This is a genomic window from Psychrobacillus sp. FSL H8-0487, from assembly GCF_038008385.1.
In the GTDB taxonomy this organism is placed as follows: Bacteria; Bacillota; Bacilli; order Bacillales_A; family Planococcaceae; genus Psychrobacillus; species Psychrobacillus psychrotolerans.
In genome coordinates this window covers 3562097-3575993 of sequence record NZ_JBBOZA010000001.1, presented here as the reverse complement: position 1 = coordinate 3575993, position 13897 = coordinate 3562097, and the positions used below count along the sequence as shown (strand labels likewise).

General features: G+C 36.0%; 17 protein-coding genes and 1 pseudogene. 13 read left to right on the top strand and 5 right to left on the bottom strand.

The annotated features are described in order from the left end of the window. Nucleotides 1-75 precede the first annotated feature (75 nt). The 3 genes from MHI47_RS18235 to MHI47_RS18225 all read left to right on the top strand — a co-directional run bounded on the left by MHI47_RS18235 (nt 76) and on the right by MHI47_RS18225 (nt 3747). A complete protein-coding gene (locus tag MHI47_RS18235; protein ID WP_340832099.1) occupies nt 76-1227 on the top strand; it encodes an MFS transporter in 1152 nt (383 codons plus the stop codon). Nucleotides 1228-1357: 130 nt separating this feature from the next. Continuing rightward, complete coding sequence (locus MHI47_RS18230; RefSeq protein ID WP_340831805.1) at nt 1358-1990, top strand: FMN-dependent NADH-azoreductase; 633 nt, start codon at nt 1358-1360, stop codon at nt 1988-1990. Nucleotides 1991-2139: 149 nt separating this feature from the next. Beyond that, nucleotides 2140-3747: a thiamine pyrophosphate-binding protein gene (locus MHI47_RS18225; RefSeq protein ID WP_340831804.1), complete on the top strand. Its 1608-nt coding sequence runs from the start codon at nt 2140-2142 to the stop codon at nt 3745-3747. Between the two features lie 172 nt (nt 3748-3919). Here the strand turns inward: MHI47_RS18225 and MHI47_RS18220 are convergent, their stop codons facing one another. Further along, nucleotides 3920-4069, bottom strand: coding sequence for a hypothetical protein (locus MHI47_RS18220; protein WP_175454042.1), 150 nt, complete (start codon nt 4067-4069; stop codon nt 3920-3922). A 151-nt stretch (nt 4070-4220) separates the two neighbouring features. On the opposite strand from MHI47_RS18220, the gene MHI47_RS18215 reads away from it, so the two are divergent. Next, nucleotides 4221-4562 carry a zinc ribbon domain-containing protein YjdM gene (locus MHI47_RS18215; RefSeq protein WP_340831803.1) on the top strand — a complete coding sequence of 114 codons (342 nt, stop codon included), beginning with the start codon at nt 4221-4223 and terminating at the stop codon, nt 4560-4562. Between the two features lie 24 nt (nt 4563-4586). Next, nucleotides 4587-4892 carry a DUF3817 domain-containing protein gene (locus MHI47_RS18210; RefSeq protein WP_093537386.1) on the top strand — a complete coding sequence of 102 codons (306 nt, stop codon included), beginning with the start codon at nt 4587-4589 and terminating at the stop codon, nt 4890-4892. A 218-nt stretch (nt 4893-5110) separates the two neighbouring features. Here the strand turns inward: MHI47_RS18210 and MHI47_RS18205 are convergent, their stop codons facing one another. The 3 genes and pseudogenes from MHI47_RS18205 to MHI47_RS18195 all read right to left on the bottom strand — a co-directional run bounded on the left by MHI47_RS18205 (nt 5111) and on the right by MHI47_RS18195 (nt 7078). Continuing rightward, nucleotides 5111-5890: an ABC transporter substrate-binding protein gene (locus MHI47_RS18205; RefSeq protein ID WP_340831801.1), complete on the bottom strand. Its 780-nt coding sequence runs from the start codon at nt 5888-5890 to the stop codon at nt 5111-5113. Between the two features lie 141 nt (nt 5891-6031). Then, nucleotides 6032-6415: a potassium channel family protein gene (locus tag MHI47_RS18200; RefSeq protein ID WP_340763952.1), complete on the bottom strand. Its 384-nt coding sequence runs from the start codon at nt 6413-6415 to the stop codon at nt 6032-6034. A 117-nt stretch (nt 6416-6532) separates the two neighbouring features. Continuing rightward, a pseudogene (locus MHI47_RS18195) lies at nt 6533-7078 on the bottom strand (GNAT family N-acetyltransferase). A gap of 215 nt (nt 7079-7293) precedes the next feature. On the opposite strand from MHI47_RS18195, the gene MHI47_RS18190 reads away from it, so the two are divergent. After that, nucleotides 7294-7842, top strand: coding sequence for a histidine phosphatase family protein (locus MHI47_RS18190; RefSeq protein WP_340831799.1), 549 nt, complete (start codon nt 7294-7296; stop codon nt 7840-7842). A gap of 41 nt (nt 7843-7883) precedes the next feature. Here the strand turns inward: MHI47_RS18190 and MHI47_RS18185 are convergent, their stop codons facing one another. Next, nucleotides 7884-8174 (bottom strand): YiaA/YiaB family inner membrane protein, encoded by a 291-nt coding sequence (locus MHI47_RS18185; RefSeq protein WP_340763945.1) that lies wholly within the window; start codon nt 8172-8174, stop codon nt 7884-7886. 339 nt (nt 8175-8513) lie between these two features. On the opposite strand from MHI47_RS18185, the gene MHI47_RS18180 reads away from it, so the two are divergent. The 7 genes from MHI47_RS18180 (at nt 8514) to MHI47_RS18150 (ending at nt 13830) form a co-directional block, all read left to right on the top strand. Then, complete coding sequence (locus tag MHI47_RS18180; RefSeq protein ID WP_340831798.1) at nt 8514-9032, top strand: GNAT family N-acetyltransferase; 519 nt, start codon at nt 8514-8516, stop codon at nt 9030-9032. Nucleotides 9033-9054: 22 nt separating this feature from the next. Further along, entirely contained in the window at nt 9055-9612 is a 558-nt protein-coding gene (locus tag MHI47_RS18175; RefSeq protein WP_340831796.1) for an isochorismatase family protein, read from the top strand. A gap of 521 nt (nt 9613-10133) precedes the next feature. Then, nucleotides 10134-10553 carry a DUF2243 domain-containing protein gene (locus MHI47_RS18170; RefSeq protein WP_340832098.1) on the top strand — a complete coding sequence of 140 codons (420 nt, stop codon included), beginning with the start codon at nt 10134-10136 and terminating at the stop codon, nt 10551-10553. A 6-nt stretch (nt 10554-10559) separates the two neighbouring features. Then, nucleotides 10560-11498 carry a cytochrome c oxidase assembly protein gene (locus tag MHI47_RS18165; protein ID WP_340831795.1) on the top strand — a complete coding sequence of 313 codons (939 nt, stop codon included), beginning with the start codon at nt 10560-10562 and terminating at the stop codon, nt 11496-11498. A gap of 31 nt (nt 11499-11529) precedes the next feature. Beyond that, the gene (locus MHI47_RS18160; protein WP_340832097.1) at nt 11530-11994 is read left to right on the top strand and encodes a YndM family protein; all 465 of its coding nucleotides are present in this window, start codon (nt 11530-11532) and stop codon (nt 11992-11994) included. 53 nt (nt 11995-12047) lie between these two features. Beyond that, nucleotides 12048-12263, top strand: a complete 216-nt coding sequence (locus tag MHI47_RS18155; RefSeq protein ID WP_093537400.1) for a histidinol-phosphatase — start codon at nt 12048-12050, stop codon at nt 12261-12263. A 121-nt stretch (nt 12264-12384) separates the two neighbouring features. Continuing rightward, entirely contained in the window at nt 12385-13830 is a 1446-nt protein-coding gene (locus tag MHI47_RS18150; protein ID WP_340831792.1) for a hypothetical protein, read from the top strand. Nucleotides 13831-13897 lie beyond the last annotated feature (67 nt).

Genomic DNA, 13897 nt, shown 5'->3' with positions numbered 1-13897 from the left:
ATATGAGATATCTCCTATTATTATAATTTGACTCATGCTAACATTCAATCTAGCGAATGGAGGTTTTGTAAAATGATAAACAATCAGCGTTGGCTTTCGCAGAGCTTTTTTGTCTTCTTTTTTACATGGGGAATCTTTTTACCATACTGGACCGGTTGGTTAGTTGAAGGGAAGAATTTAACTGTAGCTAATGCAAGTATGATTATGGCATTTGGTTTAGTTGCACGTGCAGCAGCAACAATGTTTTTATTTCCTTTTATGTCTAAATTTATGAGTAGCAAAAAAATAATTATTACCTTTACTATACTGGCTTTATTTGCAACTGTTCTCTATATACCGGCAACTTCTAGCATGTCTTTGCTACTGATCACATTATTATTTAGTTTAGTGTATCCGACGTTAATGCCAGCCATTGAAAGTGGGGCTTCTTCACTTGTACGACAAGGAGAGGTGCACTACGGAAAAAGTCGGTCGTATGGATCCATTGGGTTTGTCGTTGCAGTACTTATTATAAGTATGTTAACAGGGGTTTGGGGAGAGCAAGCGATTCTTTGGAGTATGATTATAGGATTATTATTTTTATTGATCAAGCAGTTCATGCCGACTCCGCCAGTCTTACTTGTAACTCCCTCCCCACAAGATAGGAAAGGGAAGCTATCGATGAAGGAGCTTTGGAAAGTGAAAACCTTTCCGATTGTACTCGTCGTTGTTTTTTTACTTCAAGGTGCACATGCTGCCTATTACAATTATGGATATATTTATTTGCAGGGTTTAAATGTAAATCCTTTCTATATCGGTATGATTATTAATATTGCGGTTATTTTTGAAGTTTTGTATTTCATGAAGGCGGATACCTTTTTGTCTAAGTGGAGACCTTCCTCCTTATTGTTGTTAGCAGGGATTGGTTCTACCATCCGCTGGGGTATGATTTACTTATTCCCTAGCGTTGGAATGTTTATCATTTCTCAAGCGCTACATGCACTGTCTTTCGGAATGGCGCATATTGCTTTTATTCGCTACTTGAATTTATCTTTACCAAAACAACAAATTGCCAATGCGCAAGGTATTTATTCCGGATTAGCACTTAGCCTAAGCACAGCTATTTTAACATTTGTTGGTGGCTATTTATATGAAATTGAACCAGGTTTATCTTTTTTAGGTATGATTTTATGTACAATTCCAGCAATGATTATTATTCTGGTAACACGTAGAAGATTTAGCTACTAAGCTAAAGGAATTGTGAAAAATTAGTGACGACAAAAAAGTAGTTATATTCGTTTTGAATTCAAAGTAATTGAAAGTAGTATAATAAGTTGTTATGATTACCAAGGTAATAAAACATTGGAGGAAATAATTAATGAATATTTTAGTAGTAAAAGCAAATAACCGTCCTTCTGCAGAAGCTATTTCTAGCAGAATGTATGATACATTTATGGCAAATCTAGAAGGCGCAAACGTAACAACTTATGATGTATTTGCAGAAGACATGCCTTTTATCGGACAAGATCTTTTTAATGCATTTGGTAAATTATCAGAGGGACTAGAGTTAACAGAATTAGAAGCTCGTTTAATAGGAGCTAAACAAAAAGCAATGGATGCTATAACTGCTGCTGATGTAGTAGTATTCGCATTCCCACTTTGGAACTTAACGATTCCAGCACCATTACAAGTATTTATTGACTATATTTACCAAGCTGGCTTCTCGTTCAAATATGACGAAAATGGTCAAGCAGTGCAATTGTTAACGGACAAAAAAGCAGTTATCTTAAATGCTCGTGGTGGTATTTACTCTGCACCAGAAGCAGCACCAATGGAAATGGCTGTTAACTACATGAAAAATGTATTAGGTGGCGTTTTCGGTATGCAAATTGTGGACGAAGTAATTATTGAAGGCCATAATGCTATGCCTGCACAAGCAGATGCAATCGTTGCAGAAGGCTTAGAAAAAGTAAAAGCAGCTGCTACAAAACTTTCAAAACAATTAGTATAAAATTATCAATAAGCGTTCATGAAGTCTATTACTAGACTTTATGGACGCTTTTTTTGTTGCGACCCATTCTATATAATTTATAAAAGTTTATTTCATAAGGATAAAGGGCACCTTTTAAGTATAGGAGAATATAAAGGAGTGGTTAGTCTATGAGAAAAACAGTTGCAGAAGTGATATTGGATCAGCTATCTTACTACGGCGTTAAGCGTATTTATGGAGTCACAGGGGATACAATTATTGGATTATTAGATGCATTAGCTAAACAGGATCAGATTGAATTTATAGCAGTGAAACATGAATCGGTGGCAGCATTTATGGCTTCTGCAGAAGCGAAGCTTACCGGAAACCTTGCAGTTTGTACATCTACAATGGGACCAGGTGCAACAAATCTGTTAAATGGATTGGGAGATGCATATGCAGATAGAGCCCCAGTACTAGCTATCACAGGTCAAGCACCATTAAATAAAATTGGTACCAATTTTCAACAATATGTAGACCAACAAGAGCTGTTTAAACCATTTGCTACCTACTCGGCAAATTTAGCTAGTGAAGATGCAATTGTTGAGTTACTACAGAAAGCTACTCAAATTTCATTGCAACAACGAGCGGTTACCCATCTTTCTATTCCAAAGGATTTATTTGAGAAAGAAACCGAGGTAGAGGCACGACCACTTCCTCAAGTAATTGAAGGAGCAGAGACATTCCAAAGGGATGATTTGGAAAAAGTAGCGAGCCTGATGAAAACAGCAAAGAAACCGATGATATTAGCTGGAGCAGGTGCCTGGAAAGCCACTGAAGCGATTGAAGGTTTATCTAAACTATGGGGAGCAGGCATTATTACAAGCTTCGGTGGAAAAGGACTTTTTGAGGAGACAACTCCATATCTTCTCCAAGGGATTGGAGAAGGAGGAAACCCTCATGCCCCGAAAGTTTTTAAAGACGCTGATGTTGTACTTCTTGTTGGTGTTTCCTGGTGGCCAGAAGGTTATGTTCCGGAAAAGGCGAGAATTATTCAAATTGATACACATATAGAAAGTGCTACAAGTGGTATTCCAGTGGAACTTGCTATTAAAGGTAAAACGGAGCAAGTTGTTCCACTTCTTCATGAGACCATCGCAGGACATGAGCCGAATACCGACTGGCTTAATAGTATTGAGCAGATTAAAACTAAATGGGCTATTGAGAACGAACAAGAAGGGAAAGCCACTGATTACCCGTTACACCCTTCACGTATAGTACGAGGCATAGAGAAATCAGTTGCAAAAAACGCAATCCTAACAATTGATACTGGAGATGTAACAGTATGGATGAATCGTAATTTTAGGCAAAGTAATCAGAACATATTTTTTTCGGGTTATTGGCGTTCCATGGGCTTTGGATTGCCTGCAGCAATCGCAGCGAAAATGGAGAAACCAGAGGAACAAGTTGTTGCTATTGTAGGTGATGGTGGCCTCGAGATGGTGCTAGCAGACCTTTTGACCGCTACTCGGTATAATTTAGATATTACCGTTATTGTATTCAATAATGGTTCGTTACAAATGGAAAGTGACAAAATTCAAGCAGCAGGTTTAAAAGAAATAGGAACTAAGTTAACTAATCCAGACTTTGTTAAGATAGCCGAAGCGTGTGGGTGGAAAGCCTTTCGAGTCCATGATGAGAACAAGCTAGAATCTGTCATTCAGAGTGCAATCGCCTATGCGGGGCCTAGTTTAGTGGATATTCCGACTGCTCAAGCTTTCTTTCCGGAAACAGAATAAGAAAAGCGATATCTCCATTGGAATACGAATGGGGATATCGCTTTTCTATTTTGTCTAGTTCTAGCGCCTAGCCCCTCGAGTCACTTCAGGATTTTAGTAAAGGCAAGGTACGCCTTTACTAAAATCCTTCCAGTGCTTATCAGTGCTTACATAGGCGCTTCCACATTTCGAATTAAAACATCGGGAACACATAGGAGATTAAGAACCAAAGAACACCAAAGAATATGATTAAATATGCTGCATATTTGATAAAAGTAGCTCCAACCATTCCTGAGTCAGTTCTTTCCTCGCGATGAACCTCTACACGTTTTTCTTCTTCCATATTAGCTCACTCCTACTGTTATAGTCTTAAAGATTGAGTACCCATCGGAAGAATGTGGTAAACATCTAGACATTAAAGAATAAGTATGTGGTTGAATGCAGTGAAGCAATACTTTAGAATGGAGACTAATAAGTGAATGGGGGAATATAATATGGCAGCTTTACCAAATTGCCCAAAATGTAATTCTGAATATACATACGAAGACGGAAATATGTTTGTTTGTCCGGAATGTGCTCACGAATGGTCTCAACAGGTGGATAGTGAGAATAATGAGGAACAACAAGTTGTAAAAGACTCGAATGGAAATGTTTTAAATGACGGGGATGCGGTAACGGTTATTAAAGACTTAAAGGTAAAAGGTAGTTCTTCTACGTTAAAACAAGGTACTAAGGTAAAAAGTATCCGAATAGTAGAAGGAGATCATAATATTGACTGTAAAATTGATGGGTTCGGTGCGATGAAGCTAAAATCCGAATTTGTGAAGAAGATATAAATATAGAAATGTAGGTATAAACGTATGATGAAAAATACACTTGGACAATTAAGAATTGCAGGTATATTAGACGGGATATCCTTGGTAGTCCTTTTGTTTATTGCGATGCCCTTAAAGTATTGGATGGATATACCAATGGCAGTTACGATAGTTGGATCTGTACATGGTTTTATCTTTGTTTCGTATGTACTTGTTATTTTATATGTACAAATTCGATTAAAGTGGAATATTATCTGGTCTTTGCTAGCCTTGGCGGTTGCATTTATTCCTTTTGGTAACTTTATTTATGACTGGCAGCTTAAAAAAATGGAAACTCGTTTTCAAAACTAATATAGGCACCTCCCCAATGCTCGAATTGGGAAGGTGCCTATTTTGCATTTAGTCTAACGCCCGCCGTTTCATAATAAGATAGAAGTTATTTTTCTCCCAACTGTTTTAACAGTTCTATTATTTTTTCATTTTGTTCAATTGTTTTTTTAAGACTAACTTCAATTGCCAGGCAAGTAATAACTATTATAATGCCGCCAATTATTATTATAAAATCCAATTCACATGTCCCTTTCTAATTCTGCTAAATACTCCCCAGCCACTAGCATTCTGGAGCCATACCAAAACATCTCACCATCCACTAATATTATTTCTGTATGGGGAAGAAATGATTGGAACTCAGTTAAATGTTTCTGTTGAAATGGAAATGGTTCTGAAGCTAGGAAAAGTTTATCAAGTTGAGCATTAGCTAACTGCTCTTTTGTTACAACAGGATATCTAGAGCCTTCGTTAGTAAAAGGATTTTGATAACCCATTTGATGTAGCACGTCATTTATATAAGTGTTGCCACCAACGACCATATAAGGTTTCCGCCAAATAACATATGCGGCTTTACCATTGCCTTTACCTACTACGGATTGAAACGATTTTTGGCAGGAAGTTAAAAGGAAGTTTGCAGTCTCTGTAGTCTTTGTAGCTTCACCAAGTGTACTGATGAGCCTATATGCATCCAGTATAGATTTTACCTCTAGCACGAAAACTGGTGCTATTTTTTCAAGTTCCAATACCATTTCTTTCGTGTTTTCCTCTTTTTCAGCAAATATAAGGTCGGGCTGAAGCGCTTTAACTTTTTCAAAATCAACTTCTTTTGTTCCTCCTACAATCGGGACTTGGTCAACTGTACCTTTAGGAAAGATACAATATTTAGTGCGACCAATTACTTCTTTTTCTAAGCCTAAAGAGAAAAGTGTTTCTGTAATGGCTGGGCATATAGAAATAATGCGTTTAGGTGAATGAGGAAGAATCACATTTCTACCAAGGTGATCTATAACTTCATGCATCTTAATGTTCCTCCTTTAATTATTCAGCTAAGTTATAAGTTCGTGGTAAGAGAAGAGTTCTCCTTTACGTTTTATTAAAACAATTAAAAGAAAAAAACCAAGGAGCTCCATTGAACGTCCTTGGTTTTGATACTCATATAGTTATTTTTTCTTTCTATACTCATTAAGCTTCTTTTTACCCTCTGTTTTTCTTTCTTCTAATGCTTTTGTATTAATCATTGTTTTTCCCAAAGTAAGTAGTGTGATAAACATGACCCCTGTACCTACAACCAAGTATAGCATGGTGAATATTTTACCTAAATTGGTTACAGGTGTTAAGTTTGTATTTACACCAGTTGGGATTAGACTTACAACACAGAAGTATATGGCATCTACGACACCCCAACCTTCTTTATTTGTATAGAAGAGTGTGCCAGAAAGAATGATCAGAAATAACGTGGTAAAGAGAGATAAGAACATCGGAGTTTTAAAAGCCTTCACTAAAGCTTCAATAAATCTTTTAACGGTTAAAATAAAGGACAACATACTGATTCCACCTACATATTAGATTGTTATTTAAGTAGTATATCAATAAATGTCCCACTCTACTTAGAAAAAGTGTGTAGATTCTTTACTATATTGCTCTGTCTGACACAATTTAGATTAAATGTTGGCTGCTGAGTTATCCCATTCTTCTCGTAAAATGCCCATTCGAATGGAATCATAGTAATATCCATCATAGTACCGCACTTTTCGAATGCGAGCCTCCATTGTCATGTCTAGTTTTTCGCCGACTCGAATCATTCGCTCGTTACCTGACCAAGTGGTATAACCAACTCGAACAAGTGGTAGTGTAGTGAATAGATGATTCATCCAAAGTCTGAAAGCACGTGTTCCTAATCCTTTTCCCCAACTGCCGGCTTCGTGAAGTCCGATACCCATCTCCAACCATTTTGAAGGTTAATGCTCCCAGTAGTAAGAAACAATTCCTCTTAATAACCCATCTACTTCTATCCCCCAAAAGTCGTCTCTATTTATATATGAATCTGCTTTCTCCATGAATTTGTCATACGGTACCGATTTATATTCATAATAGGGGGCATCCCATTTTTTCCACTCTGGCTTTTCGTCCTTGCACATTAGTTCCCAAAGTCTCGTTAAATCTTCACGCTTAATAGGTCTAATAACTAATTCATTGTCTTGGTACAAAATTATTCCTCTTTTCATCCAGTAATAGTGTATAGGTTTGTTGGGTTGGAAAGAGAAAGTGTAATACTTTACTTCTCAATCACCTGTAGAACGTTTTTCATCTTAATCACTCCTCAATAGTTAGTTAAATTAAGTATATATAATAATTCTGAAAATTTATATATTTAACAGGAATAAAAGTAGAAATAGCGAATTTAATGTAGAGGGGTGATTAAATGACAGGAAAGAAAATTTATTTAATCAGGCATTGTGAGGCAACGGGGCAAGAACCATCTGCGGAGTTAACGAATGAAGGGAAAGGAAAAGCCATACAGTTAGTTCCTTTGTTAGAGAAATTACAGATCAATTATATTATTTCAAGTCCCTACAAAAGAACACTCCAAACTATTGAACCGTTTTCCGAAAGCAATAAAATTCCTGTCCTTATAGATGAAAATTTACAAGAACGCAGGTTGAGTGCAGAACCTATGGAGGACTGGTTAGAACAAATAGAGAGAACGTTTATAGAAAGAGATTTAATATTTTTAGGCGGGGAGTCTAGTAATCATGCACTGTCCCGTATACGAACAGTATTAGAGGAGGTGTTTGAACACAAACAAAAGCATTGCGTAGGAATTGTTACTCACGGAAATATTTTGTCGCTACTCATTAATCACTATGATCCAACTTTTGGGTTTGCTCAGTGGCAACAGATGAAAAACCCAGATATTTTTTTATTGGAGGAAGTTAATGGCGTTATATACATAAATAAAATAGAACAATAAAAAAATCCTGTGTAAAAATAACGACAGGATTTAAACTTTTATTAAGACTCTTTAGAACTCGATGGGATTCGGTTGCTGCTCATTTGTCGTTCCTGTTCTTGCTCCGCAATGATGTCGTTGTCCTCAGCATTATCTCGAGTAACTTTTTGTGTAAGAATGGCTCCAACTGCAACCAAAATCATTACTGCGATATAATATCCTTTTTCATTAAGCTGCAAATTGTCTGCGTTATAAAGCCCGATGCAGAACATAACTACACCTGCAAATAACGTAAAGTAAGCAAGTACTGTAAATGCCATCGTATTACGCCTGCGATACCGTTTTTGATTCATGGTCATACTCCCCTTTAGGTTCGTTCTAATAGTTATTGTATGAATTATATTCTATCAGAGATGAATGATAATATGAAATATTTAGAAGTATAAGACAATTATAGAAAAGTAGGTAGCTATGTTTTTTCATCCCCAAAAATGTTTTGTTATCTTATATTACTTATCTTACTTTTACTCGTTTCATGTAGTAAGCAAAATCCACTGGTCACCGATGAGTTGAAGTAACCATCCAGTGTGTGGAGTCAGATGATTCACTGTTTGATAATGGCAAATATTAATGGAGGGGTATTATATCCATGCAGATCTTCCGAATTTTTGTGACAAGTAAGCGAGAGCGCTATGATTCATAAATATGACGTGACTATTAGAATTATGAGAGAAAGCGACTTTCCTTACATGGCAAAATGGCTAAATGATGATTTGGTCATAGAGTATTATGGTCCGAGGCTAACATTAGAACAAGTAATTGCAAAGTACGGTCCGAGAATTAATAAGGAGCATTACGTGATGCCTTGCATCGTGGAATATAAAGAAGAATCGATAGGCTATATTCAATATTATAAAGTTCCTAAAGAGCAGTTAAAAATATACGGCTATCCTTTGAAAGAAACTATCTATGGAATTGATCAATTTATCGGAAGATCTGATTTATGGGGTAAAGGGATAGGGACTCGGATGATTAGTGCTTTGTTAGAGTATTTAAATTCCAGGCTAGGCATCAATACAGTGGTACTGGATGTCGAAAGCACTAACTTGCAAGCTATAAAGTGTTATCAAAAATGCGGGTTTCGAGTTGTGAAAGAAATAGAAGATAGTAGTCTTTTAATGGAATGGGAGCTTCATTCGTCCAGGAATTGAAAAAATAAAAAGAGGTGTGGTTATGAAACAAGCATTATTAATCATCGATGCGCAACAGGAGTTAATAGAAGGAAATGACCAAGAGGTTTGTGTATTTCAAAAAGAAAAGTTAATTGAAAATATCAATTTAGTAATAAAGAAAGCCACTGAATCAGACGCTTTGATCATTTTTGTAAGAGATACAGATGTGGCAGAGGGAAAAGGTGAAGGGTTTCAAGTACACAGAGATATTAATCTACCAACAGACTCGAAGACATTCGATAAAGCTGCAACGAACTCATTTTATGGAACTGGATTAAAGGAATATCTTGATAAACACGAGATTAAACACGTAGTAATTATGGGATGTCAGACTGAGCATTGCATCGATACAGCGGTACGTACTGCAACCGTTTCACAATTAGATGTCACATTAGTTGGAGATGGACATTCAACAACTGGGTCATCTGTTCTTTCAGCGGAGCAAATTATTAATCACCACAATAAAGTACTGCATGGACATTATAATGTAGATAACTTTTCTATGGTTAGAAATGCTGAAGAAGATTTGTTTCAGCCGCAACATGATACGCATAGGTGAACTTGCAGTTGGAAAATTTAATAATCGATACTAATCCTATGTAAAATACCAGGGAAATTAACAACTAACATTGTTGATTTCCCTGGTATTTATTTTTTAGAAGAGAATAAGTCTTAGTTTTTTTATACTGAGAGTAAAAATAATTGGTAGCTAGTAATTCTTGAAAACTTATACACATATTTAAAGGAAGGGTTTAAATTAACGATAATTTTTATGGACTAAAACACAAGGGGATATACTTTGAAAGAGAGGCTCTTCCTAGATTAGGCGAGCTATGTATAGATGGTAATACATTTATAAATTATCAGAAATTTCTGTGGATATCCTGTTAATAACAGTTTTATTCTTACAAAAATATCTCTGTTTCGCTTAACATTAGCCACGAATCATTGGAGAAAAGTTTAATTCCTTATGGAAAAGGAAAAGCTAGTCTAAAAAGGGGTTTTAAAATGACCAATTCAATAAGCGCTTCCTCTGATTTTAAACAAAATCCGAACAAAAAAGCATATGCCAAACAGAATATGTGGACAGGTATTTTATTTGGACTTGGGATTGTGGCATTTATAGATGAAGTAGTTTTTCATCAACTTCTTCATTGGCACCATTTTTATGATAAATCTACTACCGATATTGGATTAGTGTCGGACGGTCTCTTTCATGCGTTTAGTTTTATAGCTACGATAGGAGCATCGTTTCTACTAGCAGACCTTCATAGGCGACATGCGTTTTGGTTGAAGAGATGGGTTGGTGGAATTCTTTTAGGTGCAGGTGTATTTCAGCTGTATGACGGTATTATTCAGCATAAATGGATGGGTTTACACCAGATTCGCTATGGCGTAGATATACTACCCTATGATTTGGTATGGAATATTTTAGCTGCCTTAATGATTTTGATCGGAGCTATTTTAATACAACAGACAAATCGTAAAAAGGAGGGCTGACTTTAGGTGCATACTCATGAACAGTATTCAGCCGCCAGTCTCCAGATTTTTTTAGTAATTCCTTTTATCCTATTATTCATTTTATATATTTTGGCAGTAGTTCTGTCCAATCGAAAGAAAAAAACATGGCCAGGGTACCGTATGGTTGCTTGGAGCTTTGGTATATTATGTGCGCTGCTTTCGCTAGTTGGTCCCGTCGCAGATTTATCGCACACAGATTTTTCTGCTCATATGATTGGGCATGTATTACTGGGGATGCTGGCACCACTTTTGATGGCTTTAGGGGCTCCAGTGACGCTACTCCTCCGTACGATTAGTATCCCAACAGCAAGGAAACTAACTAAAATTTTACGCAACAGCCGTCCTCTACATTTTGTTCAGCATCCAGTTGTTGCTTCTATATTAAATATTGGTGGCTTGTGGGTGCTTTACACAACCGATTTATTTCTTATGATGCACGAAAATATGCTCCTATATGTGATTATTCATACACATATTTTCTTAGCTGGGTATGTATTTACAATTTCCATCATTTATGTGGATGTGACACCCTTTAGAAAAAGTTACTTATACCGGACTGTTGTTTTTGTATTGGCTTTAGCGGGTCATTCCGTTCTTTCCAAATATATTTATGCGAATCCTCCAACGGGAGTGCCAATTGATCAAGCGGAATTAGGTAGCATGATTATGTACTATGGTGGGGACACTGTGGAGGTAGGGCTACTTATAATCTTGTTTTATCAATGGTACAAAAAAAGTCGACCTACATTCAATAATGGGAAGGAAGGGTTTGCTATAAGTAATAATAAAAAATTTACAGTTGCAGGGACAGACATTGAGGAAGTAAAGAGGTTAAATGCAAATGCGGGGATGAGTTATCGTGAAATAAATGAATGGTTTGCAAAGCAACAGTCTAAGGCCGATCCATTAACTAAAAAAAGGTAAAGCGTTTGGAAGGTGGGTTTAAATAGTGTATATGAAAGCATTATTAATGAAATTTGTCATGATAACTGCGGTGCTATGGATTGTTTTAAGTCTTTTTTATGACGTTTCTTTTACAGATATACTCATTACTAGTGTGGTTCTAACAGCAGTAGGATATGTAGGAGATGTCTTTATATTACCTAGAATAGGAAATACTTGGGCGGGGATAAGTGACTTTGTCATTGCCTATGCCGTCATTTACTTGTTGGGATCATACTTTTATGAGCGACCAATTGCTCTAGGGACAGCTTCTTTTATAACTGCACTGTTGTTAATGATAGGAGAATTTTTGTTGCATCGATATATGGACACAAATATCTTTGAACCAAAGAAAGCTAATCCTGATGAGAAGGTTGGATACTATAATCGAACGAATCTCCAAACGGAGTTTGCTGAGGAATTCAATACTGATTCGATAGCACAAGAAAAAAGCACTGATAAAAAGTTTAAAAAGTAAGTATATAATTCACTATTTGGACCAATCTAATACAGTCAGGGAGGTGAGCAGTCATGGGAAACAATAATAACCGAAATAACAATAACAACAATAATAACAACAACAATCGCAATAACAATAACCAAAACAATCCAGCTGAGTTCGGTGAAGATTTCAACTTTGACAATCTAAACGAGCAAAACCAAAACGAACAAAACAGAAACAACAACAACCAAAACCAACGTAACAATAACCGCAACAACAATAACAACAACAACAACAATCTTTAGTAAAATTAGTTAAGCTAATACAGTTATTCCTAAAGTAAACTTTAGGAATGACTGTATTTTGGTTTATAGATGAATGTACGGTGGTAAAGAATAATAATGACAAACAAGGGAGAGAACTTAAATGGATAAAATAGAAATCCAACCCTTGAATATTACTGATGCATATATGACGTATTTTTTTCCGTTTTCTTTTCGAGAGAAAGAACGGAAAGAGCTAATGGCACAACTTGAAAAGAATCATTATACGTTTTTTACTTTAGATAATGAAGAGCTACAAGATAAGTACTATGGAGAAAATATTAACATTTCAAATGAGGAATTGGATCAATTTTTTCTGCCATTTATTGAGGATAAGCTTTTCCCTCCTTCGACTAAAAATAGGGGATTTTTGCGTTACTCCAAAGTAATTAAAGATTCGTTTGTATACGAAGTACATGACCATACATTAAATTTTATCATTAATAGTATGGATATTGTCTTGTGTCCATTCGGTATCGGTATAATTACGATCCGGGTAGCAATGGATCAAGAGCAGGAAACATTGACGAATTTATTGGATTGCATCGATCATTTTTGTGTGCTTGAACCCAAGCTTCCCAAGGATAAAGGTGCTAAAATCCACCATGATGGTAAAGTGTTCAATAATACAAATGAACTTGTTTTTGACTATATTTGTTTACCGTTAAAGCCGTATATCATCCATAATGACAAATTAGCGGGTTATTACGGGAGTCTTCCTTATTTTGAGGATGAGCGAATGCATACTTCTGTTTTCTTGATAGCGGATGATAAAACTGAAATAACAAAAGATCAGCTGTTCCGCTTGGCGCATTTAGATGGTAAGGATATAGACGGAAATGCATTTATCTCTAGCTCCAACCCAGAATATGTGAACCGCTATGTTGATGCGCGTATTCATGATCGTTGGGCACCGCATACATATACAATTTCTTCTGAACATACTCAGGTCACTATCTCTAACAAGAAAAAAGAACAGTTAAAACAAAGTGTTTCTCAATTTATGAGTGTGCATTATTATAATTTAATGTTGCATTACTATTATAAAATTATATTGTTAAAAGTTTCTTATGAACATAGTGAAGTCAGTTGGGCAAAGGATAAAAGATATGTAGAGGAGTTAATAGAACTCATATCAAAATTCTATTCACGCTATTATTTTGAAGAGGTTTCGGCTAGAACAGAAGGAAAAGAGCTTACCCAGAAGTTGCGGGAAGTATTTCGTTTACAAGATCTTTTTGATGAGGTAAGACAAACTGTAGATGATCTATATAAGGCTCAAAACAATCAAGCAAGCAAACGACGTAACTCATTGCTGTTTATGTTAACTATATTCACAGTAGTTTCGGGTATCTATGGGATGAATCTTGTTATTGAGGATTGGAAGGGAAAAACAGATTGGTCAAAGGTTCCGGGATATTCCTTTTTTGAGTGGATATCACTTATTACAGCATTAACAGGAATTGGTCTAGCGATCGCTATAATAGGTTACACTACTTGTAAAGGTATTTATGATAGATACAGAAAGTGGAAAAGAGATAAGTCCTAAAACTTCTTATTGTAAAATGAGAAGTTTTTTGTATTTCTTATTTTAATTTTATCCAGTATATTAAGAT

Excerpts from the sequence above, each read along its gene's own strand:
- MHI47_RS18190 (WP_340831799.1), top strand. The coding sequence starts at position 7,294 with ATGACAGGAAAGAAAATTTATTTAATCAGGCATTGTGAGGCAACGGGG.
- MHI47_RS18200 (WP_340763952.1), bottom strand. The coding sequence starts at position 6,415 with ATGTTGTCCTTTATTTTAACCGTTAAAAGATTTATTGAAGCTTTAGTG.
- MHI47_RS18180 (WP_340831798.1), top strand. The coding sequence starts at position 8,514 with ATGATTCATAAATATGACGTGACTATTAGAATTATGAGAGAAAGCGAC.
- MHI47_RS18205 (WP_340831801.1), bottom strand. The coding sequence starts at position 5,890 with ATGCATGAAGTTATAGATCACCTTGGTAGAAATGTGATTCTTCCTCAT.
- MHI47_RS18160 (WP_340832097.1), top strand. The coding sequence starts at position 11,530 with ATGAAAGCATTATTAATGAAATTTGTCATGATAACTGCGGTGCTATGG.
- MHI47_RS18185 (WP_340763945.1), bottom strand. The coding sequence starts at position 8,174 with ATGAATCAAAAACGGTATCGCAGGCGTAATACGATGGCATTTACAGTA.
- MHI47_RS18215 (WP_340831803.1), top strand. The coding sequence starts at position 4,221 with ATGGCAGCTTTACCAAATTGCCCAAAATGTAATTCTGAATATACATAC.
- MHI47_RS18170 (WP_340832098.1), top strand. The coding sequence starts at position 10,134 with ATGTGGACAGGTATTTTATTTGGACTTGGGATTGTGGCATTTATAGAT.
- MHI47_RS18230 (WP_340831805.1), top strand. The coding sequence starts at position 1,358 with ATGAATATTTTAGTAGTAAAAGCAAATAACCGTCCTTCTGCAGAAGCT.
- MHI47_RS18225 (WP_340831804.1), top strand. The coding sequence starts at position 2,140 with ATGAGAAAAACAGTTGCAGAAGTGATATTGGATCAGCTATCTTACTAC.
- MHI47_RS18155 (WP_093537400.1), top strand. The coding sequence starts at position 12,048 with ATGGGAAACAATAATAACCGAAATAACAATAACAACAATAATAACAAC.
- MHI47_RS18175 (WP_340831796.1), top strand. The coding sequence starts at position 9,055 with ATGAAACAAGCATTATTAATCATCGATGCGCAACAGGAGTTAATAGAA.
- MHI47_RS18220 (WP_175454042.1), bottom strand. The coding sequence starts at position 4,069 with ATGGAAGAAGAAAAACGTGTAGAGGTTCATCGCGAGGAAAGAACTGAC.
- MHI47_RS18210 (WP_093537386.1), top strand. The coding sequence starts at position 4,587 with ATGATGAAAAATACACTTGGACAATTAAGAATTGCAGGTATATTAGAC.
- MHI47_RS18150 (WP_340831792.1), top strand. The coding sequence starts at position 12,385 with ATGGATAAAATAGAAATCCAACCCTTGAATATTACTGATGCATATATG.